At 65.8% G+C, this 24,766-nt stretch carries 18 protein-coding genes and 9 tRNA genes; 14 read left to right on the top strand and 13 right to left on the bottom strand.

The genetic code is table 11. The features are described 5' to 3' along the window. Positions 1-8: 8 nt before the first annotated feature. A complete protein-coding gene (locus tag NMB40_RS10025; protein ID WP_494360930.1) occupies positions 9-1,133 on the top strand; it encodes a sensor histidine kinase in 1,125 nt (374 codons plus the stop codon). Beyond that, positions 1,130-1,909, top strand: coding sequence for a LytR/AlgR family response regulator transcription factor (locus NMB40_RS10030; RefSeq protein WP_494360931.1), 780 nt, complete (start codon positions 1,130-1,132; stop codon positions 1,907-1,909). Before NMB40_RS10025 ends, NMB40_RS10030 begins: the two co-directional genes overlap by 4 nt. A gap of 78 nt (positions 1,910-1,987) precedes the next feature. On the opposite strand, the gene map is transcribed toward NMB40_RS10030, so the two are convergent. The 9 genes from map to NMB40_RS10075 form a co-directional block, all read right to left on the bottom strand. Beyond that, positions 1,988-2,758, bottom strand: coding sequence for a type I methionyl aminopeptidase (gene map / locus NMB40_RS10035; protein WP_494360932.1), 771 nt, complete (start codon positions 2,756-2,758; stop codon positions 1,988-1,990). Next, positions 2,755-2,967, bottom strand: a complete 213-nt coding sequence (locus NMB40_RS10040; protein ID WP_068852612.1) for a ParD-like family protein — start codon at positions 2,965-2,967, stop codon at positions 2,755-2,757. Before NMB40_RS10040 ends, map begins: the two co-directional genes overlap by 4 nt. A gap of 91 nt (positions 2,968-3,058) precedes the next feature. Continuing rightward, positions 3,059-4,105, bottom strand: coding sequence for a hypothetical protein (locus NMB40_RS10045; RefSeq protein WP_494360933.1), 1,047 nt, complete (start codon positions 4,103-4,105; stop codon positions 3,059-3,061). A gap of 246 nt (positions 4,106-4,351) precedes the next feature. Further along, positions 4,352-5,254 carry a cation diffusion facilitator family transporter gene (locus NMB40_RS10050; RefSeq protein ID WP_494360934.1) on the bottom strand — a complete coding sequence of 301 codons (903 nt, stop codon included), beginning with the start codon at positions 5,252-5,254 and terminating at the stop codon, positions 4,352-4,354. A gap of 26 nt (positions 5,255-5,280) precedes the next feature. After that, the gene (locus NMB40_RS10055) at positions 5,281-7,569 is read right to left on the bottom strand and encodes an Orn/Lys/Arg family decarboxylase (protein ID WP_494360935.1); all 2,289 of its coding nucleotides are present in this window, start codon (positions 7,567-7,569) and stop codon (positions 5,281-5,283) included. A gap of 21 nt (positions 7,570-7,590) precedes the next feature. Then, positions 7,591-8,940 (bottom strand): arginine/agmatine antiporter, encoded by a 1,350-nt coding sequence (gene adiC, locus NMB40_RS10060; protein WP_282246558.1) that lies wholly within the window; start codon positions 8,938-8,940, stop codon positions 7,591-7,593. Between the two features lie 13 nt (positions 8,941-8,953). After that, positions 8,954-10,384 (bottom strand): DcaP family trimeric outer membrane transporter, encoded by a 1,431-nt coding sequence (locus NMB40_RS10065; protein ID WP_494360936.1) that lies wholly within the window; start codon positions 10,382-10,384, stop codon positions 8,954-8,956. 349 nt (positions 10,385-10,733) lie between these two features. After that, positions 10,734-11,567 carry a thiol:disulfide interchange protein DsbG gene (dsbG, locus tag NMB40_RS10070; protein WP_494360937.1) on the bottom strand — a complete coding sequence of 278 codons (834 nt, stop codon included), beginning with the start codon at positions 11,565-11,567 and terminating at the stop codon, positions 10,734-10,736. An 86-nt stretch (positions 11,568-11,653) separates the two neighbouring features. Further along, the gene (locus tag NMB40_RS10075) at positions 11,654-12,724 is read right to left on the bottom strand and encodes a GlxA family transcriptional regulator (RefSeq protein ID WP_448142959.1); all 1,071 of its coding nucleotides are present in this window, start codon (positions 12,722-12,724) and stop codon (positions 11,654-11,656) included. Positions 12,725-12,941: 217 nt separating this feature from the next. Between NMB40_RS10075 and NMB40_RS10080 the strand changes: the two genes are divergently transcribed. From NMB40_RS10080 to NMB40_RS10130, 11 genes are all read left to right on the top strand, one after another. After that, positions 12,942-13,340: a heavy metal-responsive transcriptional regulator gene (locus tag NMB40_RS10080; protein WP_282248390.1), complete on the top strand. Its 399-nt coding sequence runs from the start codon at positions 12,942-12,944 to the stop codon at positions 13,338-13,340. Continuing rightward, entirely contained in the window at positions 13,337-15,688 is a 2,352-nt protein-coding gene (locus NMB40_RS10085; protein WP_494360938.1) for a heavy metal translocating P-type ATPase, read from the top strand. The genes NMB40_RS10080 and NMB40_RS10085 overlap by 4 nt, the downstream gene beginning before the upstream one ends. A 56-nt stretch (positions 15,689-15,744) precedes the next feature. Further along, positions 15,745-15,820, top strand: a tRNA-Ala gene (locus NMB40_RS10090). 54 nt (positions 15,821-15,874) lie between these two features. Beyond that, a tRNA-Glu gene (locus tag NMB40_RS10095) sits at positions 15,875-15,950 on the top strand. A 643-nt stretch (positions 15,951-16,593) separates the two neighbouring features. Continuing rightward, a tRNA-Ala gene (locus NMB40_RS10100) sits at positions 16,594-16,669 on the top strand. 51 nt (positions 16,670-16,720) lie between these two features. Then, positions 16,721-16,796, top strand: a tRNA-Glu gene (locus NMB40_RS10105). A 71-nt stretch (positions 16,797-16,867) separates the two neighbouring features. After that, positions 16,868-16,943: transfer RNA gene (locus NMB40_RS10110), tRNA-Ala, on the top strand. A gap of 50 nt (positions 16,944-16,993) precedes the next feature. After that, a tRNA-Glu gene (locus NMB40_RS10115) sits at positions 16,994-17,069 on the top strand. 108 nt (positions 17,070-17,177) lie between these two features. After that, positions 17,178-17,253: transfer RNA gene (locus tag NMB40_RS10120), tRNA-Ala, on the top strand. Between the two features lie 57 nt (positions 17,254-17,310). After that, a tRNA-Glu gene (locus NMB40_RS10125) sits at positions 17,311-17,386 on the top strand. A gap of 84 nt (positions 17,387-17,470) precedes the next feature. Then, the gene (locus NMB40_RS10130; protein WP_494360939.1) at positions 17,471-18,427 is read left to right on the top strand and encodes an SOS response-associated peptidase family protein; all 957 of its coding nucleotides are present in this window, start codon (positions 17,471-17,473) and stop codon (positions 18,425-18,427) included. Here NMB40_RS10130 and NMB40_RS10135 read toward each other — a convergent pair. Continuing rightward, a complete protein-coding gene (locus NMB40_RS10135) occupies positions 18,409-18,789 on the bottom strand; it encodes a response regulator (protein WP_494360940.1) in 381 nt (126 codons plus the stop codon). The two genes, NMB40_RS10130 and NMB40_RS10135, sit on opposite strands and share 19 nt — an antisense overlap. Before the next feature lie 124 nt (positions 18,790-18,913). On the opposite strand from NMB40_RS10135, the gene NMB40_RS10140 reads away from it, so the two are divergent. Further along, a tRNA-Leu gene (locus tag NMB40_RS10140) sits at positions 18,914-19,000 on the top strand. Between the two features lie 52 nt (positions 19,001-19,052). Here the strand turns inward: NMB40_RS10140 and NMB40_RS10145 are convergent. The 3 genes from NMB40_RS10145 to NMB40_RS10155 all read right to left on the bottom strand — a co-directional run bounded on the left by NMB40_RS10145 (position 19,053) and on the right by NMB40_RS10155 (position 24,674). Next, positions 19,053-20,912: a methyl-accepting chemotaxis protein gene (locus NMB40_RS10145; RefSeq protein ID WP_494360941.1), complete on the bottom strand. Its 1,860-nt coding sequence runs from the start codon at positions 20,910-20,912 to the stop codon at positions 19,053-19,055. Positions 20,913-21,097: 185 nt separating this feature from the next. Continuing rightward, positions 21,098-22,084, bottom strand: coding sequence for a helix-turn-helix domain-containing protein (locus NMB40_RS10150; RefSeq protein ID WP_494360942.1), 987 nt, complete (start codon positions 22,082-22,084; stop codon positions 21,098-21,100). 394 nt (positions 22,085-22,478) lie between these two features. Next, positions 22,479-24,674 (bottom strand): PAS domain S-box protein, encoded by a 2,196-nt coding sequence (locus tag NMB40_RS10155; RefSeq protein ID WP_494360943.1) that lies wholly within the window; start codon positions 24,672-24,674, stop codon positions 22,479-22,481. Positions 24,675-24,766: the final 92 nt, after the last annotated feature.

Genomic DNA, 24,766 nt, shown 5'->3' on the forward strand with positions numbered 1-24,766 from the left:
TACCGGCCATGAAGGTTCGCCTTGGCAGTACGTCGATCCCCCTTTCCCGCTACCTTCTCCTCTGGACGGCGGTGGTGCTGGTGTTTGCCGTGCAGCATTCGCTGAGCGATGGACTGCACGGCAACAGCTGGCCGTTCCTGGTGCACCTGCGCTGGGCGATGATCCAGTGGTACACGTGGGCGGCACTGGCGCCGCTGGTGTTCCGCCTGGCAGAGCGCTATCCGCTGGATCCCGACCGCCGCCTGCTCGGCCTGGGCAGGCAGGCGCTGGCCAGCCTGGCGGTGACCTTCGGCGCGATGCTGATTGGCGCGCTGGCCTCTGCGCTGTTCGAACCCAGCGGCTTCTTCGAACAGCTCGGGTACTTCCTGGCGCAGCATTTCGCCATTGGGCTACTCACCTACTGGGCCCTGTTCGCGCTGCAGCAGGCACTGCACTTCCAGGCCGAGAAGGCGCGCCGCGAAATGGAAGCCAGCCGGCTGGCCACCGAACTGGCGCAATCGCGGCTGCTGGCGCTGAAGTCCCAGCTGCAGCCGCATTTCCTGTTCAACACGCTGCACGCCATCATCACCCTGCTCGACGAAGACACGGTCTCGGCCGAAGACATGCTGCTGCGCCTGAGCGAACTGCTGCGCGCCTTCCTGGAAGACTACGACGGCCAGGAGATACCCCTGCGCCAGGAACTGGACCTGATCGAACTGTACCTGGGCATCCAGCGCATCCGCTTCAAGGACCGGCTGACCACGCGCACCTACATCGCCCCGGACACCCTCGACTGCGCCGTGCCCAGCCTGCTGCTGCAGCCGCTGGTGGAGAATGCGGTGCGCCACGGCATCGGGCAGCGCGTGGGCACTGATGTGATTGAAATCGAAACGCGCCGCGACGGCGACGTGCTGTGCATTGAAGTGCGCAACCGCAACAGCACGCTTGACGCGACGCCCGGCGCGCCCGCAGGCCATGGCATCGGCATGTCCAACACCCGGCTGCGCCTGAAGGAACTGTATGGCGATGCCGCCGACGTGCGGCTGGACATGATCTGGCCCGAGGGCGTGGCCTGCCGCGTGCGCCTGCCCTTCCACACGCTGGAACTGGAGGACGATGCGCCCGAGTTCACTATCGGAGTAGCGCCGGCATGACCCTGTCGGTACTGGTGGTCGATGACGAGCCGCTCGCGCGCCGCGCGATCGTGCGCCTGCTGGCCGATGACCCGGAGATCGAACTGCTGGGCGAATGCGGCGACGGCGTCTCCGCGGTGAAGGCCATCCGCGAACACTCGCCCGACCTGGTGTTCCTGGACATCCAGATGCCGGCGATCACAGGCCTGGACGTGGTGGCCACCATCGGCGCCGAGCGCATGCCGGCCACCGTGTTCGTCACCGCGTACGAGCAGTATGCGGTGAAGGCTTTCGAGGCCAATGCGGTGGACTACCTGGTCAAGCCTTTCAGCCGCGAACGCTTCGCCGCCACCCTGCAGCGCGCCCGGCAACGCCTTTCAACCGCTGCAGGCACCAGCGCGCAGACCACCACGCATATCCTGCAGGCACTGGACGCACTGCGCCAGCGCGAGGCCTACCTGCAGCGCATACCGGTGCGGGTCGACGAACACGTGGTGCTGGTCGACGTGGACGAGATCGTATGGATCAAGGCCGCACGCAACATCGCCGAGATCCACCTGGCCGGCCGCATGCACGAACACCGCGGCACCATGGCCGCCCTCGCCGCGCGGCTGGATCCGCGCCACTTCGCCCGCGTGCACCGCTCGGCCATCGTCAACATCCGGCGGGTCAAGGCGATCCACCCGTGGTTCAACGGCCACCACGTGGTCACCCTGGACACCGGCCAGCAGCTGCGCATGAGCCGCTACCAGAACGAGGCGTTCCTAAAGCTCGTCTCCACCCGGGACACACCGTAGAGCCAGGCCCTGCCTGGCTGCGCGTGATCCCCGACCGACGTGTTCACCGCATGCACCTCAGCCACGCAGGGCGTGGCTCTACGCCGTTGGCATGCGCTCGTCGGCGCGCAGGGTCAACACCTCCACCCCACCGTCAGTCACCAGCACCGTATGCTCGGCCTGCGCGGACAACTTCCCGTCGCGGGTAGTCACGGTCCAGCCGTCCTCGCTCATATCAATCGCCGCGCGCCCCTGGTTGATCATCGGCTCAATGGTGAACGTCATGCCGGCTTCAAGTACCTCGCCGGCACCCCGCTTGCCGTAATGCAGCACCTGCGGGTCTTCGTGCATCTCACGGCCAATGCCGTGCCCGCAGAACTCGCGCACCACGCTGTAGCCGTGCGTTTTGGCGTGCTGCTGGATGGCAAAGCCAATATCGCCCAGCGTTGCCCCCGGGCGAACCGTCGCGATCCCCTTCCACATCGCCTCGCGGGTGACCCGCACCAGCCGTTTCGCCTGAAAATCGACCTCGCCGATCAGGTAGGTCTTGCTGGAATCGGCAATGAAGCCGTTCTTCTCCAGCGTGATATCCAGGTTGACGATGCTGCCGCCACGCAACACCTCGTCTGCCGATGGCACGCCATGGCAGACCACGTTGTCGACCGAGCTGTTGAGCACATAGGCAAAGCCGTACTGGCCCTTGCTGGCAGGCCGCGCCTGCAGTTCATCGACGATGAAGCGCTCCACCCAGTCGTTCACCTGCAGCGTGCTCATGCCTTCCAGCGGCAACCGGTCCAGCGCCTCGAAGACCGAGGCCAACAACCGCCCGGACGCTCGCATCAACGCCTGTTCTTCAACCGTCTTGATCACGCGACCGCCACCCGCAGGGCGCCGGGGTCCACCCCGGCCGCCCTGAGTTCACGGTTGACGATCTCCTGGTAGCTCATACCGGGGTTCATCTCGCACAGCATGCCCACCTTGATCCAGAACCCGGCCTGCGCGTTGATGGAACGGCCGGATACGCCGCTGGCGCGGCGCAGGTTGTCGTGCAGTTCGTCGTCGATGTTGACGATGCCCACGGGAGGGTCCTAAAGAGGGGGGTGTATGAATCATATACGATTCATATCATTGCCGCCAAACCTCCGACGCGTACCGGCTACCCCACCCACCTCATTCGTCATCGGTGGGAGGGGCCTCGCTCCCTTCTTCAAGCAGTCTCGGACTCGCCAAACTGATGGTATTGCCATCGGACGCCGCCCTCAAAACGACCTGAGTTTCATTGCCGTACTGGTTAATGTAGCCAACGAATCCGTGCTGATAGCTGTAGTTGCCGCACGGACCCCCAAGGTTGTTTCGAATACGGCCGACGTCAGCCTGCCCTGGGCGCTCTCCAAGCCTGAAACTGGCGGAGTGGTTACAGCTCTGGTAATTCAGCGTTCGCGCGGGCAGGACCCTGAAGGCCGCCTGCTCGAAGCGGCGCACCCCCTTCATCCACGCATAATGGCAGGTGTCCGCCCCGCCCCTGTAGTTGATGGCGTCGACGATCCTCAACCCCGTGTTCAGCGGATCATTGAAGTACACGTAGTACAGATCGACATCAAAGGGGAAGTGTGTGTAGACGTTCCTAGGGCCAGATATGGCGAGCTTATCCCATGTGATTATAACGGGCTCTCTACCATCGACCTGAAGCCAACTATCGAACTTTCCTACAGTAGGATTCGGCGTATTGGTTATGAAGGTTATGCCATCCGGAGAGGTACAGCGCGCAGCAACTTTGAAACTCTCGACGCGTGACACTGTGATCCAGGCCTTGAACACCTGTGCACCGTTTTTCGGCGATTCTGCGGGCAAGCCATCAACATCCTGCCCCGCGCCCTCGAGGTTCCAGTGATAGATGAAGCGGGAGTCTTCAGTGAAAGTGAAGCTAAGCCCGCCATTGAACAGCTCACCCGTGTGGTAGTTGCACAACCCCAGCTTCAGATGGTTCGGATCTACCGGGACAACTACATTGTCTGCATCGCGCGCTTCAATAATGACCAGGACGGGAACCTGTTGCCTCTGGTTTGCATACACAGGACAACGGACCTTTTCGCTCCCTTGGCACGTAATTTGAAACTTGTTGAGACTGACCCACTTCGCTTTCTCAGTGGGCAGCTCGCCATGTTGCAGCACGTGGCCAGCAGCACTCTCAACGCCATCCACATTTTCGCTGTTCATCATCATCCACTCCCATGTTGAAGGATCGTCAGTTCAGCCGGTAAAGCAAACTGGATCGCAAGCATGGGAGGCACGCACGACGAATCGGCACACCTGGCCCCGAGGGCTGCACCGAACAGAAATCCACGCAAAGGACACGGCAACGCCAAGCCCGTTGAGCGCAGCTCACTGCTCGCGATTCACCCCCGTGAGCGGCCAACATAATCCCGGCCTTGTTAGGCCCGCGTCATCGTCGAGCGGCGATGCTCAGGTCCAGGCAGGGTCAGCAGTAAAGTCGATGGTCAGCCAGAACTCGCTCCCCCTCGCATCCAGCCGCTCGGCAATCTCGTCGCGCAGCGCATCCACGTTGCCGATGGTGCCGATCACCGTATCCGGATGGGTCAGGACGTGGATTTCCACGAAGCGCATGCGCCCCATCTTGGCCACGTGGCTGGTGAAATCGAGGTAGCCGTGTTCGGCGACGAACTGCTTCATCACCGACTGCACCCGCGCGTCCAGCGAGTCGGGCGCCACCTGCAGCACCTCGCGCATCGCTTTCCATGCCCCACGCAAGGGCACCGGCAACACCGCCAAGCTGATGATCGCCAGCACCAACGGGTCCAGGAATGGAATCCAGTGCGCGTGGTCGCCATGCTCCAGCAGCAGCGCCAGCGCAAAGGCCAGCACCACCGCCAGGCTCATCATGCCGCTGAGCAGCCACGCGCGTACGTCCAGCCACAGCAGCGGCGAGTTCAGCCGCGCGGCATACACACGCACGAACGCGGCCATGCCCAGGTTGCTCACGCACAGCAGCGTGGCCCACATCAAGGCCGGACCCGCACGGATCACGTGCCCCCCGGTGGTCAGGCCAATGATCGAATTGGCCAGTGCATAGATGCAGGCCAGCGCGAGGATCGCGCCGCCCAGCGCTTCCACCATGGGTTCCAAGTGCCAATAGCCGTACTGGAAACGTGGGCTGCCCTCGCGCCCCAGCAGGCGCAGCACCGCCAGCGCCACCAGCGTCAGGGCCACATCGACCAGGCTGTACACGCCGTCGAACAGGATCGCCTGCGACCCCACCAGCAGGCCGCCGATGAAGCCGGTGGCGCTGACCGCCACCGTCACCCCGATCGAGAATTTCAGGATCCGCTGTTCGCGTGCTGTATCCATCGCCTGCCGAAGATCCTGGCCGCAGCTCAGGTCTTCAGCACCTCCACCTTGTAGCTCGGCACGTCGCCGTCACGGTCGATGATAAGCCCGTGCACGTCCGACTCGAAGCCCGGGAAGCGTGCGTTCTGTTCGCGTGCAATGCGCAGCGACTGGATGATCGGCTCATCCTGCGCGCCGAAGCGTTCGCCCGGCATGATCGTGGGAATGCCCGGCGGGTACGGCACCAGCATGGTCCCGGCGATGCGCCCACTGATGGCTTCGATGTCGACCCGCTCGATCTGGCCGCGCACCAGGTGGTCGTAGGCCTCGGCCGGCGTCATCACCGGCTCGGGCAGGTCCACGTACATCTCACGCATCACCTGGGCCACCGCGAACTCGCGGTTGAAGGCATGCAGGGCCGCGCACAGATCGCGCAGGCCCCAGCCAGCGTAAGCCTGCGGGTAGTCCGCCGCCAGGTCGGGCAGCGCGCGGGTCAGCGGCGCGTTGCTGTCGAACAGCTCCTTGAACGCCATCAGCTCGGTGACCAGCGTGCTCCACTTGCCCTTGGTGATGCCCATCGAGAACAGGAACAGCACCGAGTACAGGTTGGTCTTCTCCACCGTGATGCCGCGCGTCCACAGGAACTTGCTGAGCACGGCAGCCGGAATGCCCAGCTCACCCAGGTCGCCGTCGATGGACAGCCCCGGGGTCAGCAGGGTCACCTTGATCGGGTCGATCAACACGTAGTCTTCAACCAGCCCATCGAACCCGTGCCAATGCGCATCGGGCTGCAGGTACCACTCCTCGCGCTTGGCCACCATCGGCGTTGGCGCATCGCCCTTGCCCAGGGAGCGCTCCAGCTTGTCCGGCTGCCACACGCTGAACCACCAGTCATCGCGGCCCAGGTCTTCGCGTACGTGCAGCATGGCGCGACGGAAGGCGATTGCCTCGTCGTGCATTTCCTGCACCAGAGACTCACCCGCCGCGCCCTCCATCATCTTGGACGCCACGTCGCAGGCAGCAATCACCCCGTAATGCGGGCTGGTGGTGGTGTGCATCATGAACGCTTCGTTGAAGCGCTCGGCATCCAGCTCGCGGGTAGCCGCGTTGCGCACGTGGATCATCGAGGCCTGCGAGAACGCGGCCAGCAGCTTGTGGGTGGAATGGGTGGTGAAGATGATCGCGTCCTGGCCGCGCGGCTTGCCCTTGGCCATGCCGTAGTGGTTCTCATAGAACGGATGGAACGCGGCGTAGGCGTACCAGGCTTCGTCGAAGTGCAGGAAGTCCACCGCACTGCCGATCTCGTCGGCGATCTTCTCGGCGTTGTAGCACAGCCCGTCATAGGTGGAATTGGTCACCACCGCGATGCGCGGCTTGGAGCCGGCGCGGAACGCCTTGCTGGCCAGCGGATTGGCGGCGATGGCCTGCTGCAGCGCCTCGGGGGTGAACTGGTCCAGGCTGATCGGCCCGATGATGCCGTGGGCGTTGCGGCTGGGGGTGAAATACACCGGCACGCCGCCGGTCATGATCAGTGAATGCAGCAGCGACTTGTGGCAGTTGCGGTCGACGAACACCACATCGCCCCGCCCCACCGTGCCATGCCAGACGATCTTGTTGGCGGTGGACGTACCGTTGGTGACGAAGAAGGTGTGGTCCGCACCGAAGTTACGCGCCGCCTCGTTCTCGGCTTCCTTGATCGGTCCGCTGTGGTCCAGCAGCGAGCCCAGCTCCGGCACCGAGATCGACAGATCGCTGCGCAGCGTGTTCTCACCATAGAACTGGTGGAACGCGCGCCCCACCGGTGACTTGGTGAAGGCCACCCCGCCCGCGTGCCCCGGCGTGTGCCAGGAATAGTTGGACTCGGCCGTGTGGTGGATCAGCGCCTTGAAGAACGGCGGCAGCAGCTGCTGCATGTAGTCCTCGGCCGCGCGCATCACCTGGCGTGAGATGAAGCTCTTGGTGTCCTCGAACAGGAAGATGTAGCCATGCACGTACTTGAGCAGCTTGCTTGGCACCTTTTCGATGGTGCGGCGCTCGCCGTACAGGAACACCGGCAGCCCGCCGCGGCGCGCGCTCTGCTCGCGCAGGAAGCCCAGCAGGCGCTGGAACTCACCAGGCTTGTCCTCGGTACCATCGATGGAGATCAGCACCGCCGAGGCCGCCACATAGGTGCGCGCACCGGCCTGGGCATCGGCCAGGGTAAGCCCGCACAGCACGCGCTGCTCGTTGCCCCGCAGCTCCTCGACCAGCGCGCGGATCAGGATGCCGCCGATGCGCGGGGACTCGTAATCGTCGTCAATGACAATGATCGGGTAATCCAGAGACTTGAAGTACACAGCATTTCTCCTGGGGGAAGGTCACGAAAGCTTCGTGCTGGCGGTGCTGTCCAGCGGCGGCAGCTGGCCGCGCTGGCGGCGGCGCTCCTCGCTGAAGAACGGGTAGAACACCGTGATGAACAGCACGAACAGGAAGGCGTACTGCACGATGCTGCCGGACGAGCCGAAGATCGCCCACAGGCAGTACACGACGGTGATGCTGGTCAGGAACCAGAACGCACCGGTATGCACCAGGGTGTGCGAGCGCTCGACCACGAAGTAGCAGGCCACGCAGGAATAGATGTAGGGCAGCAGGGTCAGCACCACTGCTGCCGAGGTGATCACATCGAACTGCGCCGAAGCGGTTTCCGAGGTCGAGGTGAGCAGCACGGCCAGCGTCATCAGCACCGCCACGATCAGCACGCCCTTGACCGGCACGTCATCCTTGTTGGTCTTGCTGAAGATGCTCGGGAACAGCCCGTCATCAGATGCCGCCTTGGCGCTCTGCGCGGTCAGCAGGATCCAGCCGCCCAGCGAACCGGCCGCGCCGACGAAGGCGCACAGGCTTACCAGCGCCCCACCCCAGCCGCCCACAGCGTTGGCTGCTGCCAGTGCGAACGGTGCATCGGATACCTGAAGGTCGCCGTTGGGTACCATGCCCATGATCACCGACGAACTGGCGATGTACGCCACCGCCGCCAGGAACACGCCGGCCAGGGTGGCGCGCGCCACGTTCTTCTCCGGGTTTTCCACCACCCCGGCCGTGACCGAGGCCGACTCCACCCCGATGAAGGCCCACAGCGTCAGTGCTGCGGCGCTTGAGATCGCGCCGAAGTTGGATTCGCCCGACACGTTGTAGGCGCCCTTGAAGATGGCCGGGTCGAAGAAGAACCAGCCGAAGATGGCAATGCCCAGGATCGGCACCAGCGCGAAACTGGTGGTCACCGTCTGCAGCCGGCTGACGAAGGCCGGGCCGATCACGTTGGCGAAACTCAGCGCCCATACCAGCGCGAGCACCGCGATGCAGCGCGGTATCGGCTGGGACAGGATCGGGAAGAAGTAACTGAAGTAGCCCACCGCCGCGATCGGGATGGCCACGTTGCCGATCCAGTTGGCGAACCAGTAGATGGTGTTGGTCTGGAAGCCCATGTACGGCCCGAACCAGTCGCGCGCGTAGGCATACGGGCCGCCCGCCATGGGCGCCAGCTTGCCCAGTTTGGCGAACACGAAGGCCAGCAGCAGCGCGCCGGCGGTGGTGACCAGCCAGCCCCAGATGGAGGCGGTGCCGATCTTGGCCAGGCTGGAGGGCAGCAGGAACACGCCCGAGCCCATCATGTTGCCGGCCACCAGGAACGTGGCACCCACAACCCCGATCTTCTTAGCTTGCGCCATGACGGTCTCTCCGCTACTTGATGAAGTTGTATTGCAGGCTGCCCTGCACCCGCACCGTGTCGGCGCGTTGTCCGTCCTGCTGTTCCAGTTGCCCGTACAGCACTTCCATGCCCATCGTCCACGACGGCGCCGGGCTCCAGATCAGGTTGAAAACTCCGTATCGGCTCTGGCGGAATGCATCTGCCGCAAGCTCGGCGTTGCGCGCCATCGTGAGCTGGCCGTAGATCAGGTTGGAGCGCCACATCGGCGACCAGTAGTGCGTGTACCCCACGAAGCCGCCCTGCAGTGACAGCGCATGCAGGCGTCCATCCGCGCCGATCACCGCATCCAGGTCCGAACCGGTGAGATCGGCGGTGTAGCGGCTCAGGCCCTTGCCGCCGAGTGCGCCGAACAACAGCAGGTCCTGTTCGCCCACCGACGCGGATCCGCTGAGCTGGACGCCGCCGCCGAAGCGGCGGTCGTCGCGCTGGTCACCGTCGTAGCCCAGGCTGCGCGCCACGCCGCCCAGCTGCAGGTGGCCCCAGTCGCGTTCCATGCGCGCGGTGACGGTCACATCCGGCAGCCGGTTCGCGGCCACGGTCGCATCGGTGGTACCGGCCAGTTGTGCGTCGGGGTCTTCGGCGGCCACGGTCAGCGTGTTGCCCTTGCCCATCGCGAAACTGTGGTGGATGCCGGCCACCAGCAGGTAGCCGGCGCCGCCCGGGCCGGCGAAGTCCAGCGTGTCGGGCAGGCTGTCGGCATCCATGAAGGTGGCGTAGCCATAGCCGGCGTAGGTGTTGCCGAGCTGCCCATAGGCATGCCGCAGCCGGAACTGGTAGCCATCACTGCTGCCGAAGAAGTCGTTCTCCAGGTAGAAGCGCAGGTTGCCGCGACTGGTCGGGCGGCGCGCTTCGAAGCTGAAGCGGGTCTGCTTGGCATGCAGGTTGAAGTTGGACACGTCCCGGTGAGGGCTGCCCACCGGAATGGTCGAGGTCACGAACTGGTCCTCGTCCCCCGCCGCGCGCGTATCCACGATCGCATCAAGCTTGGCGTAGCCGCCAATGCGGATCAGCGTGTCGGTGTTGGGGATGGCCAGGAAACCTTTCAGCTCCGGGTCGGTCGGGCCGGCCGCACTGTCGGGGCGCGAGGCGGCCGACGACGGATCGGCCACCGAATCGCGTGGCGGCAGGATCGCCTGCCCGGTGCCCGGCACCTGCGTGGTGGACGCATACGGCAACGTGGCCGATGGCGTGATCGCCGTGGGCGCAACCGTGGTCACTCCAGGGCGCTGCGCAGGCGCGCGGCCTTCAGCGGTTTCCAGCGCATCCAGGCGCTTTTCCATCGCCTCCAGCGTCTGCCGAAGGGTGCGGATATCCTGGCGCAGGGCGTCGGCGGAATCCTGCGCGTTGACCGGCATCGCGGCCAGCGCCAGGGCAGAGAACAGCAGCACGACAGAGCAACGCATCACGTCCTCCCTGAACTGCAGACGATACTGCCGCTGGCCGCAGCGCTCATGCGCACCGCCGACAACGGCAACCCGGTACTGCTCCGCAGGAGAACGACGACCGCAGTGAACCCGGCGACATGTTGCAGTCGCCGTACTGCCATCGGCAGTGCACCCGCGTGGGATTCCCTCCTCATCCCGGGTGACGCGCAGTAGCTGCGCACGCCAAGGCCCTGAGTAACAAGTCGGAAGTGAGTGTGTCGTGAAGTTCGTGCGTCGCCACGATGACGCGACAGTAACGCAACGGGAACGCTGTCAGGAACCATGCGCGCAGTGTGGCTGCGCGCATGGATGTGGACCTTGATTCAGATCAACGCGGGCCCATCACCTTTTCCATGTCCTCGCCCTGCGGCATGCCGGACACGCGCTGCACCATGCCCTGCGCATCGTGGAACAGAATCCCGGGGGTCCCCTGGAAGCCCAGTTCCACCATCAGCACCTGGTTGGCGTCGAGCTTGTTGGCAAGCGCCGGCGTGATCGTCGCGGCCGGCTTGATACCACCCTTGCTGAAGTCATGCTCGTTCTGCAGGAACACGGCACTGGGATTGGGTGCGCCCAGGATCGCGGCGGCCTTTGCCGGGCTGTCCTCGCGGATCACACCGACCATGACGTGGCGAAGCTGCACCTTGCCGCTGTCCACCCACGGCCGTGCCGCCTCCCAGAAGCGATGGCAGTACGGGCAGTTGGCGTCACTGAAGGTGTAGACCACGCGCGGGGCATCGGCGCGGCCATCGCGCACCCATGCACTGCCATCGAGGCGCTTCCAGATCCGGTCCGACATCGGCTTGGCCACCAGCTTGTCCAGCGGCGCCGCGCCGACATCCTCGCCCTTCTCATTGAAGAGCGTGCCCACCATCACGTTTTTGCCGTCGGCCGTGACATAGGCCGCCGCCGGTTGCTGTCCACCCACCACGCCGGCAAAGCCACGCAGGCCGCCGGGGGCGTCAAACTCGCCGATCACCTCGAAGCCCTGCTTCTCGATGCCCTGCAGCACCGCGGGCCGGTTGGCAGCCGCCGAGGACGCCGGCTTGGCCGCCGCCTTCGGTGCGGACGGGCTTTGCTGTGCCTGGCTGCAGCCGGCGATTGCCAACAGCAATGCCGCGGTCAGCACGGAGCCCAGCACGGGCGAGGTCTTCAACAACATGGCAACTCCTGGAATGCACGCGAACGGCGAATGTTCCACAGGGTAGACGTATCTGCCTGACCCTGCAGCCACTGCCCTGCAACGCATCAGGCCGCTGGGCGCAGCGGTTCACCCTGCAGCTGCGCCAGCGGGCCGCGGGGACGCTCGCGCCGCTGCGCGAAGATCTGCCGACGGTAGCGCGCCGGGGTGACCCCCACGATGCGCAGGAACAGGCGGCGGAACGCACTCTGGTCGGAATAGCCCACCGCCCAGGACACCTCATCGACGGCACCACCGGCCTGCAGCAGCAGTTGCGCCTTGGCGATGCGCAGCCGCTGGCAGTAGGCAATCGGGCGCAGGCCGGTGGCCTTGAGGAAGCGCCGCTGCAGCGTGCGCGGCTCCAGCCCGGCCGCATCGCAGATGTCCTGCAGGGTCACGCCGCGCGCGGCGATGCTGTGCAGCCAGCGCTGCGCCTTGAGGATGCCGCGGTCGCCATGGGCGAAGTTCGGACTGAAACGCTCCAGGTCTTCCTGCACGCCGCGTGGAATGACCAGCTGCAACTGCTGGATGGCCGCGCTCATCACACTCTGCCCGTAGATGCGTGCCAGCAGCCGCAGGCTGAGGTACTTCCATGCATCGGGGCCGGAGGCGGTCATCAGGTCGCCGTCGTCCACCAGCGCGCGCTCGCTCGGCTGCCAGCTCGGCACCACCGCCGCCAGCGACGGGCAGCGCGACAGATCCGGGACGCTGACCGAGCGCCCGCTCATCACCCCCGCCGAGGCCAGCAGCAGCCCGCCCTCTTCGCAGCCCGCCAGCAGGCTGCCCGCATCATGGCAGTCGCGCAGCCAGGTCAGCATGCGTTCGTCGGCCTGCATCAGCGGCCAGCTGGGCTCGTTGCCCGGCACCACGATCACCGCCGGCGGGGTATCGCCGAACAGCTCGGCGCCGGCCACCCGCTGCATGCCATGCCCGCGCGTGGACAGCGTCCAGCGGGTCACCAGCATGCGCGCGCCCGTGCGTTTGCCGGCCGCAGCGGTGCGGTTGCAGCGCTGGGCAAGTTCGGACAGCACCGGCGCGGCAGCACGCAGGCTGCCGGGGTACTCGAGCACGGCCACTTCCATCAGGGTCGGTGACGTGGGTTTGGGGGATGGCGAAGAAGAGGGGGGAAGTGCATCCATGGCGGCGCTCCTGGAACGGCTGCTGAGACCGCCAAACCCTGCTGGATCAAGGCCTGACGGCGATTCCAATGGAGCGTACGGAGCGCCTCCCATGGCAGCTATGAAACAAGTTGCAAATCCGGCCCGGTAACGACACGCAACTGCTTTGCGGCAAACCCTTGACTCTTGACCAGACTCCAGGGTTCACACTGGGCCCCTGCTCCCCAGAGAGGTCGCCGTGAACATTGGACAACTTGCACGCCAGGCCGGCGTGCCCATCGACACCGTGCGCTACTACGAGCGCCAGCATCTGTTGCCCACTGCCCAGCGCAGTGCCGGCGGCTACCGGGTCTTCAACGACACCGACCTGACCCGCCTGCGCTTCATCCGCCGCGCAAAGGCGCTGGGCTTCACCCTGGAAGAAATCGGCGAGCTGCTCGCCCTGAGCGACCAGCGCGGCCAGGACATGGCCCAGGTCCGCGAGGCGGCGGTACTCAAGCTGCAGGACATCGAGCAGCGCGTTGCGGAGCTGCAGCGCATGCATGCCGCGCTGGAACAGCTGGTGGATGCCTGCCCTGGCCACGGTGGCCTGGAACAGTGCCCGATCCTGGGCGCACTGACGGAGCCGCGCCAATGACCACATCGAAAGGCAGCTGCTGCGCCGCGCACGGCAGCAGCGCCGGCGCCACGGCGGGCAACACGGTCAAGGACGTGGTCTGCGGCATGGACGTGAACCCAGCCACCACCGCCCACCATGCCCGGCATGCCGGCAGCGACTACCACTTCTGCAGCGACGGCTGCCGGCGGAAGTTCATCGCCGAGCCGCAGCGCTACCTGGATCCGGCCTCGCACATCGCCGAACCGGTGCCGGCCGGCACGCTCTACACCTGCCCGATGGATCCGGAGATCGTGCAGGAAGGCCCTGGCACCTGCCCCATCTGCGGCATGGCGCTGGAACCGATGATGCCCAGCCTGGACGAGGGCGAAAATCCCGAACTGACCGACTTCCGCCGGCGCTTCTGGTGGAGCCTGCCGCTGAGCATCGCCACCATGGCGCTGGCGATGCTGGCGATGACCCCGCTGCTTCACGGCGTGCCGCCGGATGTGCGGGTGTGGATCGAGCTGGTGCTGGCCACGCCGGTGGTGTTGTGGGCGGGCTGGCCGTTCGTGCAGCGCTGGGCGCAGTCCATCCGCAACCGCAGCCCGAACATGTGGACGCTGATCGGCACCGGCGTGCTGGCCGCGTACGGCTACAGCGTGGTGGCGACGCTCGCGCCCGGCCTGTTCCCGCCATCCTTCCAGCAGCACGGCCACGTCGGCGTGTATTTCGAAGCGGCGGCGGTGATCATCTCGCTCACCCTGCTCGGCCAGCTGATGGAACTGCGCGCCCGTGCCCAGACCTCGGCGGCAATCAAGGCACTGCTGGGGCTGGCCCCGAAAACCGCGCGGGTGCTGCGTGACGACGGGCACGAGGAAGACGTGGACATCACCGCCCTGCAGCCCGGCGACCGCCTGCGGGTGCGCCCCGGTGAAACGGTGCCGGTGGATGGCAGCGTGCTGGAAGGTCGCTCCACCGTGGACGAGTCGATGCTGACCGGCGAAGCGGTACCGATGGCCAAGGCCGTGGGCGACACCGTCATCGGCGCCACCCTCAACGGCACCGGCAGCCTGGTGATCCGCGCCGAGCGGCTGGGCGAGGACAGCATGCTGGCGCAGATCGTGCAGTTGGTGGCGCAGGCGCAGCGTTCGCGTGCGCCGATGCAGCGGATGGCCGACAAGGTCGCCTACTGGTTCGTGCTGGCGGTGCTGGGCGTGGCCGTGCTGACCCTCTTCGGCTGGGGCCTGTTCGGACCCGAACCGTCGTGGACGCACGCAGTGCTCAGTGCGGTGGCGGTACTCATCATCGCCTGCCCCTGCGCCCTGGGCCTGGCCACGCCGATGACCATCATGGTCGCCACGGGCCGCGCGGCCCAGCACGGCGTCCTGTTCCGCGACGCCGAGGCGATCGAAGCGCTGCGTGGCGTGGATACGCTGGTGGTGGACAAGACCGGCACGCTGACCGAAGGCCGGCCCGCGTTCCGCGACGTGCGGGCAGTGCCCGGATTCGACGCCGACGACGTGCTGCACTGGGCGGCCAGCCTGGACCAGGGCAGCGAACACCCGCTGGCGGCGGCGATTGTCAGCGAAGCGCGCAGCCGTGGGCGTGCGCTCGCATCGGTGGAGGACTTCGATTCGCTCACGGGCCTGGGCGTGCGTGGCACTGTTGAAGGCAAGGCACTGCTGCTCGGCAACGCGGCATTGATGGGCGACCACGGCATCTCCCTGCAGCCCCTGCACACCGATGCCGAACGGCTGCGCCAGGCGGCAGCCAGCGTGATGTTCCTGGCCGTCGACGGCGCGCTGGCCGGGCTGATCGCCGTGGCCGATCCGATCAAGGCCTCCACCGCCGAAGCCATCGCACAGCTGCGCCGCGATGGGTTGCGCATCGTGATGGCCACCGGCGACGGCACGGCCACCGCTGAAGCGGTAGCGCGCGAGCTGGGCCTGGACGAGGTACACGGTGAAATGCGCCCTGCGGACAAGGCCGAACTGATCCGCACGCTGCAGGCCCAGGGCCGCACGGTAGCGATGGCCGGCGACGGCATCAACGATGCACCCGCCCTGGCGAGCGCCAACGTCGGCATCGCGATGGGCAATGGCACGGACGTGGCGATGTCCAGCGCGCAGGTGACGCTGGTCAAGGGCGACCTGCGCGGCATCCTGCGCGCACGCCAGCTGTCTTCCGCGAGCGTGCGCAACATGCGGCAGAACCTGGGCTTTGCGTTCCTCTACAACGGCCTGGGCATTCCGGTGGCGGCCGGTGTGCTGTATCCACTCGGCATCACGATGTCGCCGATGCTGGCGGCAGTGGCGATGAGCCTCAGTTCGGTGTCGGTGATCAGCAATGCACTGCGTCTTCGCCACCAACGATTGTCCACGTCATGACACTTTTTTCTTGCCAATCGAAAACAGCATCGCTATGATCTCGCTCCTCACGACGTGGGGCCATAGCTCAGCTGGGAGAGCGCCTGCATGGCATGCAGGAGGTCGGCGGTTCGATCCCGCCTGGCTCCACCACTCCGATCATTAGGCCGATCGGAAGGTAGTGAACACAATTCAAGGTTTAAGTGCGTCCCCATCGTCTAGAGGCCTAGGACATCACCCTTTCACGGTGGCGACCGGGGTTCGAATCCCCGTGGGGACGCCAGTTACAAAACAAAAAGCCCTGACTTCTGTCGGGGCTTTTTGTTTTTGTGCTTCATCACATCAAGAGCAGAGCGGCGTTTCAGTTGCTGCGAGCCGGGAGGCAGTCGGGCAGCCCCTTCCGGGACACGCCGCAAGTACGTCCTTGTAGGCTTGGCAAAAACTTGCGCGTGTACGCAGTCCTGCGTACACGGCAAGGCCGGGGTTGGGCGTCCTGCCCAACCCGTCCGGCGCATGCGCCGAACCCATGTTTTTGACAGTCCCTACAGGGGCTACCCGCCTGCCTCCCCCACGGATCGCGTGCGCGGAAGGTAGGGTCGATTCCCGAACGACCGCATGCACCGCACCAACATCCGGTAACGCGTGTAAGTCATCGACGCCGGCCTTTGATCTTCCTTGGCCACCGGCCAAACGTGGAGGGGTCGGCGGGTGTGGGGGTACGGGGGCTTTACCAAACATGGATGTTTGGTAAGAGCCCCCAGGGATGGGTTCACGGCGCCCCCCGTACCCCCACACCCGCCGGCCCCACGCGACCATCCCAGCACACCAAGGCTTTCGCTCCAGCTTTCGCTCTTGCTGTAAGAAAACTGCACAAAAACACTTGGCGAATCGTCTTCACACGCGTAGAATTCCGCCTCCAGCATCGTGGGGCCATAGCTCAGCTGGGAGAGCGCCTGCATGGCATGCAGGAGGTCGGCGGTTCGATCCCGCCTGGCTCCACCACTCCGGACCTTAGGCCGTTCGGAGGTGTTGGAAACATTGATGAGTTCATGCGTCCCCATCGTCTAGAGGCCTAGGACATCACCCTTTCACGGTGGCGACCGGGGTTCGAATCCCCGTGGGGACGCCACTCATCAACCGGTGTAAGGCTGGCCATTCAGGCAATTCAACGCTAAGATGGTCGGCTAGCAGCAACAACGTGGGGCCATAGCTCAGCTGGGAGAGCGCCTGCATGGCATGCAGGAGGTCGGCGGTTCGATCCCGCCTGGCTCCACCACTTCTCCGGACATAGGCCGTCCGACAGAAGCAAAATTCAAAGTTTCGTGCGTCCCCATCGTCTAGAGGCCTAGGACATCACCCTTTCACGGTGGCGACCGGGGTTCGAATCCCCGTGGGGACGCCAATCAAACGCAGAAGACCCCGGCAATGCCGGGGTTTTTTGTATCCGCCGAAAAAAGTGTTTCCCTTTTCGGAAAACACCGATATGATAGGCGGCTCGCAGCATCAACGTGGGGCCATAGCTCAGCTGGGAGAGCGCCTGCATGGCATGCAGGAGGTCGGCGGTTCGATCCCGCCTGGCTCCACCAACATCCGGTCATTAGGCCGATCGGATGGGTGCGGCATTAAAATTCAAGTTTTCGTGCGTCCCCATCGTCTAGAGGCCTAGGACATCACCCTTTCACGGTGGCGACCGGGGTTCGAATCCCCGTGGGGACGCCAATACAACGCAGAAAGCCCCGGCAATGCCGGGGCTTTTTGTTTGGTAGCGTATCAACCATCGTTTGATGCCTCCGGTCCAGGCCCATGTGCTATTCCGCCCAGATCCGCGCCGACTACACCAAACTGGTTCGTGAGTTCGGCGCCGCCATTTCGCTGGACGAATTCGCCCAGCTCTATGCCCATGACGCCGGCAAACAGCGCCCCAAGACACCCAAGGCCATGGACGACGGCTTTGCCGGTGCGCGCACCGCGCAGGGCCAGGATATCGTGGCGAAGATCCAGCAATGGCACGCCGAAGAAATGCAGGCGCTGGACGAGGAAATCCGCGTCCAGACCGCACGCCGGAAGCAGGCTGAGGAAAGCCTGGCGCACCGCCCCACCCAGAAGGCCCGCAACGACATCCGCATTGCCGGCAACCGCGTGGACCGTGCCCAGGCGCGCCTGGCCGACCTGCACCGCACCGGCCTGCTGCCACGCGACAGCCGCATCTTTCCCGGCGTGTACGCCCCGGTGATCGTGTCCGAACACGGCCAGCGCGTGATCAAGCCGATGCGCTACCAGTGCCGCCTGCCCGACAAGCCCGCACGCAACGATGCGCTCTATCCCGGCACCTACAACGCCCGCCGCGACAGCCTCGAGGCGTACTGGAAGAACGCGTTCGGCCACCATCATGGCGTGGTGGTGGTGCAATCGTTCTACGAACACGTCCCGCGCCATGCGCTTGAACAGCGCACCCTGGCACCGGGCGAAAATCCGCAGAACGTGGTGCTCGAGTTCCGCCCGCAGCCGCCGCGCGACCTGCTGATCGCCTGCCTGTGGTCGGAATGGGAAGGCCCCGAAGGCCGCCTGCTCTCGTTCGCCGCCATCACCGACGAACCCCCGCGCGACGTGGCCGCCGCCGGCCATGACCGCTGCATCGTGCCGATCCGGCGCGAACACCTGGATGCGTGGCTGAATCCAGATCCGCAGGACTTGGCCGCGCTGTACCGCATCCTGGACGACCGCGAACCGGTCGAGCTGGATTACGCCGAAGCGGCGTGACCCTGCAGCGCGGCGGTCAGCGCCTGGTTCAACTCTGCGGTCAGATAGGGCTTGGTCAGCACCCTGCCCGCCCGGAATGCCTCCGGCAGCTGGAAGTGCGCCATGCCAGTGGCAACAACGAAGGGAATGCCGAGCGCGGTCAGCGCATCGGCGACCGGGTCACTGGTCTCGTGATTGGCCAGGCGGTAGTCCAGAAGCACGATCTGCGGCGCAGCCTCCTCGATCAGGCGCAGCGCCTCGGCCACCGACGACGCCGGCCCGATCATCACCGCGCCCGCGTGCATCAGCTGCATCTCCAGCAACGACGCGCTCATCGCGTCGTTTTCCACCACCAGTACCCGCAGACCCTGCAACGCGCTCATCACCGTTCCCTGTATGGTTCAGCGCAATGAGTATAGCGTCGCGGAAAAATGAAGGTCCGGGTCCGACTGAATGATTCAGACCTCCCCAATCCGGCGAGGTTTGTATACACTACGCGGCCAGCCAGCCGAAGTGGCGGAATCGGTAGACGCAGCGGACTCAAAATCCGCCGCCCTTAAAAGCGTGTGGGTTCGAGTCCCACCTTCGGCACCATGGAATCCAAAAGGCCAGATCGAAAGATCTGGCCTTTTGCTTTGGGGCCCGCTCAGACCAGCCGCAGCACGGCCGGTCCACCCGGGGCGCTCGACTGCGCCACCTGGCGCAGCACCTGCGCCACCGACCCGTCGACCCGGAACGCCGCCACCGTCTGCAGCAGCTGGGTGGCCTGCTCTTCCATGCTGCGCGCGGCGGCCGACGCCTCTTCCACCAGCGCGGCATTCTGCTGCGTGCTCTGGTCGATGTGCTCCACCGCCTGGTTGATCTGCATGATGCTTTCGCTCTGCTGCTGCGCACCGGTGCTGATCCGCGCGATCAGGTCATCCACCCGCTTCACGCTCTCCACGATCTCTTCCATGGTGCGCCCGGCGCTCTCGACCTGGGCGGTGCCCGTGCCGACGCGGTCCACCGAATCATCGATCAGCTGCTTGATCTCCTTGGCGGCGCTGGCCGAACGCTGCGACAGCGAACGGATCTCGCCGGCCACCACCGCAAAGCCGCGCCCATGTTCGCCGGCGCGCGCCGCTTCCACCGCCGCGTTGAGGGCCAGGATGTTGGTCTGGAAGGCGATGCCGTCGATCACGCTGATGATGTCGACGATGCGGCGCGAGGAAGCGTTGATGAGCGCCATGGTGGTCACCACCTCGCTGACCACCTTGCCACCCTGCGCGGCCACGTCCACCGCACCGCCGGCAAGCTGGCTGGCCTGGCGGGCATTATCGGCGCTCTGCCGCACCGTGCTGGTCAATCCCTGCAGCGACACCGCCGTTTCCTCCAGCGAGGCCGCCTGCTGCTCGGTGCGTTGGGACAGATCCGTATTGCCCACGGCGATCTCGCTGGCACCGAGCGCCACGGCGTCGGCGGCCACGCGGATCTGGCCGATCATGCTGCCCATGGTGGCCACCATGGCATTGACGCCCGCGCACAGCTCGGCGATGGCGCCGGTCGCGTCGCCCGCATCGATGCGCCTGCTCAGGTCACCCGCCTGTGCCGCGGATACCACTTCACGGGTCTGCGCAACCGCACTGGCCAGCGCCTGTGCATCACGCACCTGCGCGGTGACGTCGGTCGCGTACTTGACCACCTTGAACGGCCGGCCGTTCATGTCGAAGATCGGGTTGTAGGACGCCTGGATCCAGATCTCGCGCCCGCCCTTGCCCAGCCGCCGGTACTGGCCAGCGTCGTACTCGCCACGGCCGAGTTTCTGCCAGAACTGGCGATACGCATCGCTGCGGGCGTAGTCCGGCTCGGCGAACATCGAATGGTGCTGCCCGCGGATCTCGTCCAGCGTATAGCCCGTCGCCGCCAGGAAGTTCTCGTTGGCCGACAGGATGCGACCGTCCAGGCCGAATTCGATCACCGCCTGCGACGTATTGATGGCGGCCAGCTGCCCGGCGAAATCGGCCGCCTGCATCTGCTGGGCGGTGATGTCGGTGGCGAACTTGACCACCTTGAAGGGCTTGCCGCTGCTGTCGAACACCGGGTTGTAGGACGCCTGGATCCAGACTTCGCGCCCGCCCTTGCCGATGCGACGGTACTGACCCGCATCGAACTCGCCCTTGCCCAGCCGCGCCCAGAAGTCGCGGTAGGTCGTGCTGCGCACATGCTCGGGATCGACGAACATGGAATGGTGGCGTCCGCGGATTTCCTCCAGCGTATAGCCCAGGGTCTGCAGGAAGTTTGCATTGGCCTCGAGGATGGTGCCCTCCAGGTCGAATTCGATCACCGCCTGCACGCGGTGCAGCGCGGCCACCTGGGCTTCCAGCGCGGCGTTGCGCTGGGCAAGGGCCACGGCCGCCTGCTGCGTGGCACGCGGCGAGAACGCCAGCGCACCCAGCGAGCGCAGCAAGGACGGTGCGGATGCGCCAGGGCGAGCGGACGCCGGCGGCTGTACGGCTGCGATGGACATCGTTGTTTCCTCGGTTCCAACAAGCTCAATGGGCTACGCCGGGCCCTATGCCCGATGTAGTACGCAGAACGCTTGGGGACTCACGAAGACCGTCATGGGGATGACGTCCCTTCCGTGGGGCAGATCGTTTCCATCTGCACTCCTTTTAGCGGTCTGCGCGGGAGAAACTTTAGGGCGGTGGTGCGTCAACGCCGCCGCCCGGTACCCGCCAGGGCGGCAGCCGGTTTTCCAGCCAGTGCCCGGGACAACTCCTGTGCCGGCTGCGCATCGAACATCCGCGCGTACTGCGCGGCCATCCGGCCCAGGTCCCACACGCCAAAGCGCGAGCAGATCCCCGTCACGGTGTCGCCCGGGGTGGCCGAGCGCAGCGCAGCGCGGATCGCATGCAGGCGCTCGACCAGATAGAACTGGTGCGGCGCCATCCCGAACAGGTCGTCGAACGCCCGGTTGAGCGAGCGCTGCGAGGCGCCCACCGCGAACGGAATGTCCGCGAACGCCGCCTCCCCGCGCAGGCTGCGCTGGATATGCGCAATGCCGCGCCGCACGATCTCCCGGCGCGACAGCGGCGGGCGCCCGCGCTTGGCCGGTGCCTGCCCATGCCCCGCCAGCAGGTGGCACTGCAGCACCGCAGCCACCAGCTGGTTGACGAAGGATCCGCGCGCGCCCGGCTGCGCGAACGCGTCTGGGCTGCCTTGGTGCACGTCGAACGCCCGCTGGATCAACGCCCCGATCCGCCCCACCATCGGCGCGGTGGCGGTGATGTTGCCCGTGCGGTACAGCCAGGCGGGCTCCAGTCCATCGACCTGCGCGACCTGTTCCATCAGGACGTGCTCGGCGAAGTCGATTGCCAGGAACCGCGCGGGCACCTGGCTGAAACCATGCACCTCCACCTGCGGCGCCAGCCAGGTGAAGCCGTCCTCGCCGACCCGCTGCCCATCCAGCGCGGTCTGGCTGCCCGGCAGGGACAGGTACACCCCGAATCGCCCCGCGTGCGGCGCGCCGCGATACAGCACCGGGGCGCCATCCATCCCGTGCAGCAGAATCACGCCATCAAGGTCGAGCATATTCAGCGACCAGGCGCCGTCGCCACGACCGGCAATGCGCATCTCGCCGTCGATTCCGTTGATGGAATTGGAATACGCCTCAAAGTCCGGGTAAATCAGCGAAGGCATAATCTGAATATATTGAGTGAACCGTCGGGCCCACTCTACTTCACATGAACAGGAGGCGTGAACAGCAATTGGTCATGCACGAATCCGGCGAATTTGGCTAACTTTACGTAGCGGCATGGAAACCGCGACAGTAAGAATTAGCCCGCCTCGCGATGGGGTGTCTGGACGGTGGGGACTGTCCGACACTCCATCGCACGGCGCCTGCACCGGATACTCCCGTAATAATGCAAAGCGCGTCCCGCTTTTGTAGCCGGAGCCCGCCCACATTCCATTCAGTGGCGTATGTATATATCGCCAGATAATGCGTGTACCGCTGCCGGGATCAGGGTATCGGCCGCATGTGGCTGCGCTTGAGAAAACCAGGCCGCTGCGGGCCGGCAAAATACTGACCGGTTCAGCCCGGTCCGCCCTCTCTGCTGTCCAGGTCGATGTCGCCATCGACATCCAGCGGATCCGGCCCTCCATGCACGGGCGCTTCCACCTGCACGTTGTTCTTGCCCAGCGCCTTGGCCCGGTAGCACTGCGCATCGGCCGCGGCCACGGCCGCATCCACGCTCATGTGGCCGCCGATCGCGGCGATGCCGATGCTAGTGCCGACCACCAGGCGTTCCACGCCCCACGGCACGCTCAGGTTGCGCACCGCTTCGAGCAGGTCACTGGCAATGCGCCGCGCGCGGCGGAGCGAACAACCGGCCAGGATCACCGCGAATTCGTCGCCGCCCAGGCGCGCCACGATGTCCGAATCGCGCACGCCATGCCGGAGCACCGTGGCGACCGCCCACAGCATGGCATCCCCGGCCAGGTGGCCGTGGCTGTCGTTGATCGGCTTGAAGTTGTCCAGGTCGATGAACATCAGCGAGGCCGACTGCCCGGTCCGGGCCACCCGGGTGATGGCCTCCTGCAGGTGCGCTTCGAAGCCACGCCGGTTGCTCAGCTCGGTCAGCGGGTCCACCTCGGCCAGGTGCCGGGCTTCGCGCTGGCGGGCGCGCTGCTGGGTGACGTCACGAATCACCCACACCGCGCCGCTGACCTGCCCGTCGCCGCCCTGCAGCCAGGCCCGGGTCAGGTCCACCGGCAGCAGCTGGGCCCCCACTGACAACAGCAGGTCCGAATGCAGGTCCACCGCGTTGCTCTCCGCATCCAGCAGCACGGCCAGGTCCAGCGGCGAGCGCGGCGCGTACTCGGTGGTCAGTTCCATCACGTCCTGGACCTGGCTGCCGGTGACCGGCGCGGCCCCCTCGCCCGCCAGCGCGCGCGTGGCGGCCGCATTGGCGTACTGGATGTGCCCTTCCAGGTCGAGGGTGAGCACCATGTCGGCCACCGCATCGAGGGTCACCCGGGTGCGCTGCTCCGATTCGCGCAGCTGCTGGCCACTGAAACGCTGCGCGGTGACGTCCTGGATCTGCGAGACGAAATGCAGCGGCTCGCCGTGTGGCGCACGCACCAGCGATACCGACAGCCGGCCCCACACCACGTTGCCGCCCTTGCCCAGGTAACGTTTGTCCATGTGGTAGTGGTCGCGGCGACCGGCCAGCAGGTCGCCCACCAGGGTCAGGTCGGTATGCAGGTCGTCGGGATGGGTCAGGGTCTGGAAGTCGATCTCCAGCAGTTCGGCGCGGGTGTAGCCCAGGATGCCGCACAGCGCGTCATTGACGTCCAGCCAGCGCCCTTCCAGCGAGACCAGCGCCATGCCCAGCGCCGCAGAGGAAAACGCACCGGCGAATTTCTCCGCGGCCACGTACGCCTGCTCGCGCATTTCCAGCAACGGGGTGAGGTCCACCGCCATGCCCACGTAGCCCAGGCGCTGGCCGTTGCCCGAGTCGAGCGGGCTGATCGACAGCCGCACCTGGCGGTGTTCGCCATCCTTGCGCACGAAGGTCCACTGGTGCGACCAGGTCCCGTGCGCGGCGCGCGTGGTCAGCGCCTCGAAGATGGTCGGCACCCGGCCATCGGCATCGGCCAGCGGGCGCAGGTAGTCCTCCATCTCGTGTACTTCATGGAACAACCCCGGGTTGACCCGGCCGATCACCTCGTCCGGGTGGTAACCCAGCAGCTTCTGCGCGCCGCTGTTGAACAGGTTGACCACGCCGTCGGGATCGGTGGCGATCACCGCCACCTCATCTGAGGCATCGACCACGGCCTGCAGCCGCTGGCGCATGTCCGCCGCATCTTCGAGCGCGTTCTGCAGGTCGCTGACATCGGCATGCGCGCCCGCCATCCACAGCGGCTGGCCATGCGCATCCCATTCGTAGACGCGCCCGCGGTCCTGTACCCAGATCCAGCGCCCTTCCTTGTGGCGCATCCGGCACAGGCTGTCGTAATGCGGGGAGCGCCCTTCCAGATGCTCGCGCAGCAGCGCGTTGGATTGGGCCAGGTCATCGGGGTGGACCAGCCGGAAGAAGGTCTCCGGCGTGATGGGCGCCAGTTCGTCGCGGGTGTAGCCGACGATCTGCGCCCAGCGCTCGTTGACCCGCATGGCACCGGTCTGGCAGTTCCACTCCCAGGTGCCCATCGCGGTGCCGTCGATGATCATTTCCAGGCGGCGCCGCTGTTCGGACGCCTCCTGCAGTGCATCGGTCGGAGGCGGCATGGGTTTCATGCGGCCACCCCGAAGGCGCCACGGGTGGCGCCTTCGCACTGGCCTGGACCGCATTGCCCCGCCCGCTGATCTGTCATCTGGCC

The sequence above is a fragment of the Stenotrophomonas sp. FBCC-B152 genome, assembly GCF_059134105.1.

What these genes read in the sequence shown, in the direction of transcription:
- NMB40_RS10025 (WP_494360930.1), top strand. Translation starts at nt 9, where the DNA reads ATGAAGGTTCGCCTTGGCAGTACGTCGATCCCCCTTTCCCGCTACCTT.
- NMB40_RS10030 (WP_494360931.1), top strand. Translation starts at nt 1,130, where the DNA reads ATGACCCTGTCGGTACTGGTGGTCGATGACGAGCCGCTCGCGCGCCGC.
- NMB40_RS10045 (WP_494360933.1), bottom strand. Translation starts at nt 4,105, where the DNA reads ATGAACAGCGAAAATGTGGATGGCGTTGAGAGTGCTGCTGGCCACGTG.
- NMB40_RS10050 (WP_494360934.1), bottom strand. Translation starts at nt 5,254, where the DNA reads ATGGATACAGCACGCGAACAGCGGATCCTGAAATTCTCGATCGGGGTG.
- adiC (WP_282246558.1), bottom strand. Translation starts at nt 8,940, where the DNA reads ATGGCGCAAGCTAAGAAGATCGGGGTTGTGGGTGCCACGTTCCTGGTG.
- NMB40_RS10065 (WP_494360936.1), bottom strand. Translation starts at nt 10,384, where the DNA reads ATGCGTTGCTCTGTCGTGCTGCTGTTCTCTGCCCTGGCGCTGGCCGCG.
- dsbG (WP_494360937.1), bottom strand. Translation starts at nt 11,567, where the DNA reads ATGTTGTTGAAGACCTCGCCCGTGCTGGGCTCCGTGCTGACCGCGGCA.
- NMB40_RS10075 (WP_448142959.1), bottom strand. Translation starts at nt 12,724, where the DNA reads ATGGATGCACTTCCCCCCTCTTCTTCGCCATCCCCCAAACCCACGTCA.
- NMB40_RS10085 (WP_494360938.1), top strand. Translation starts at nt 13,337, where the DNA reads ATGACCACATCGAAAGGCAGCTGCTGCGCCGCGCACGGCAGCAGCGCC.
- NMB40_RS10130 (WP_494360939.1), top strand. Translation starts at nt 17,471, where the DNA reads ATGTGCTATTCCGCCCAGATCCGCGCCGACTACACCAAACTGGTTCGT.
- NMB40_RS10135 (WP_494360940.1), bottom strand. Translation starts at nt 18,789, where the DNA reads ATGAGCGCGTTGCAGGGTCTGCGGGTACTGGTGGTGGAAAACGACGCG.
- NMB40_RS10145 (WP_494360941.1), bottom strand. Translation starts at nt 20,912, where the DNA reads ATGTCCATCGCAGCCGTACAGCCGCCGGCGTCCGCTCGCCCTGGCGCA.
- NMB40_RS10150 (WP_494360942.1), bottom strand. Translation starts at nt 22,084, where the DNA reads ATGCCTTCGCTGATTTACCCGGACTTTGAGGCGTATTCCAATTCCATC.
- NMB40_RS10155 (WP_494360943.1), bottom strand. Translation starts at nt 24,674, where the DNA reads ATGCCGCCTCCGACCGATGCACTGCAGGAGGCGTCCGAACAGCGGCGC.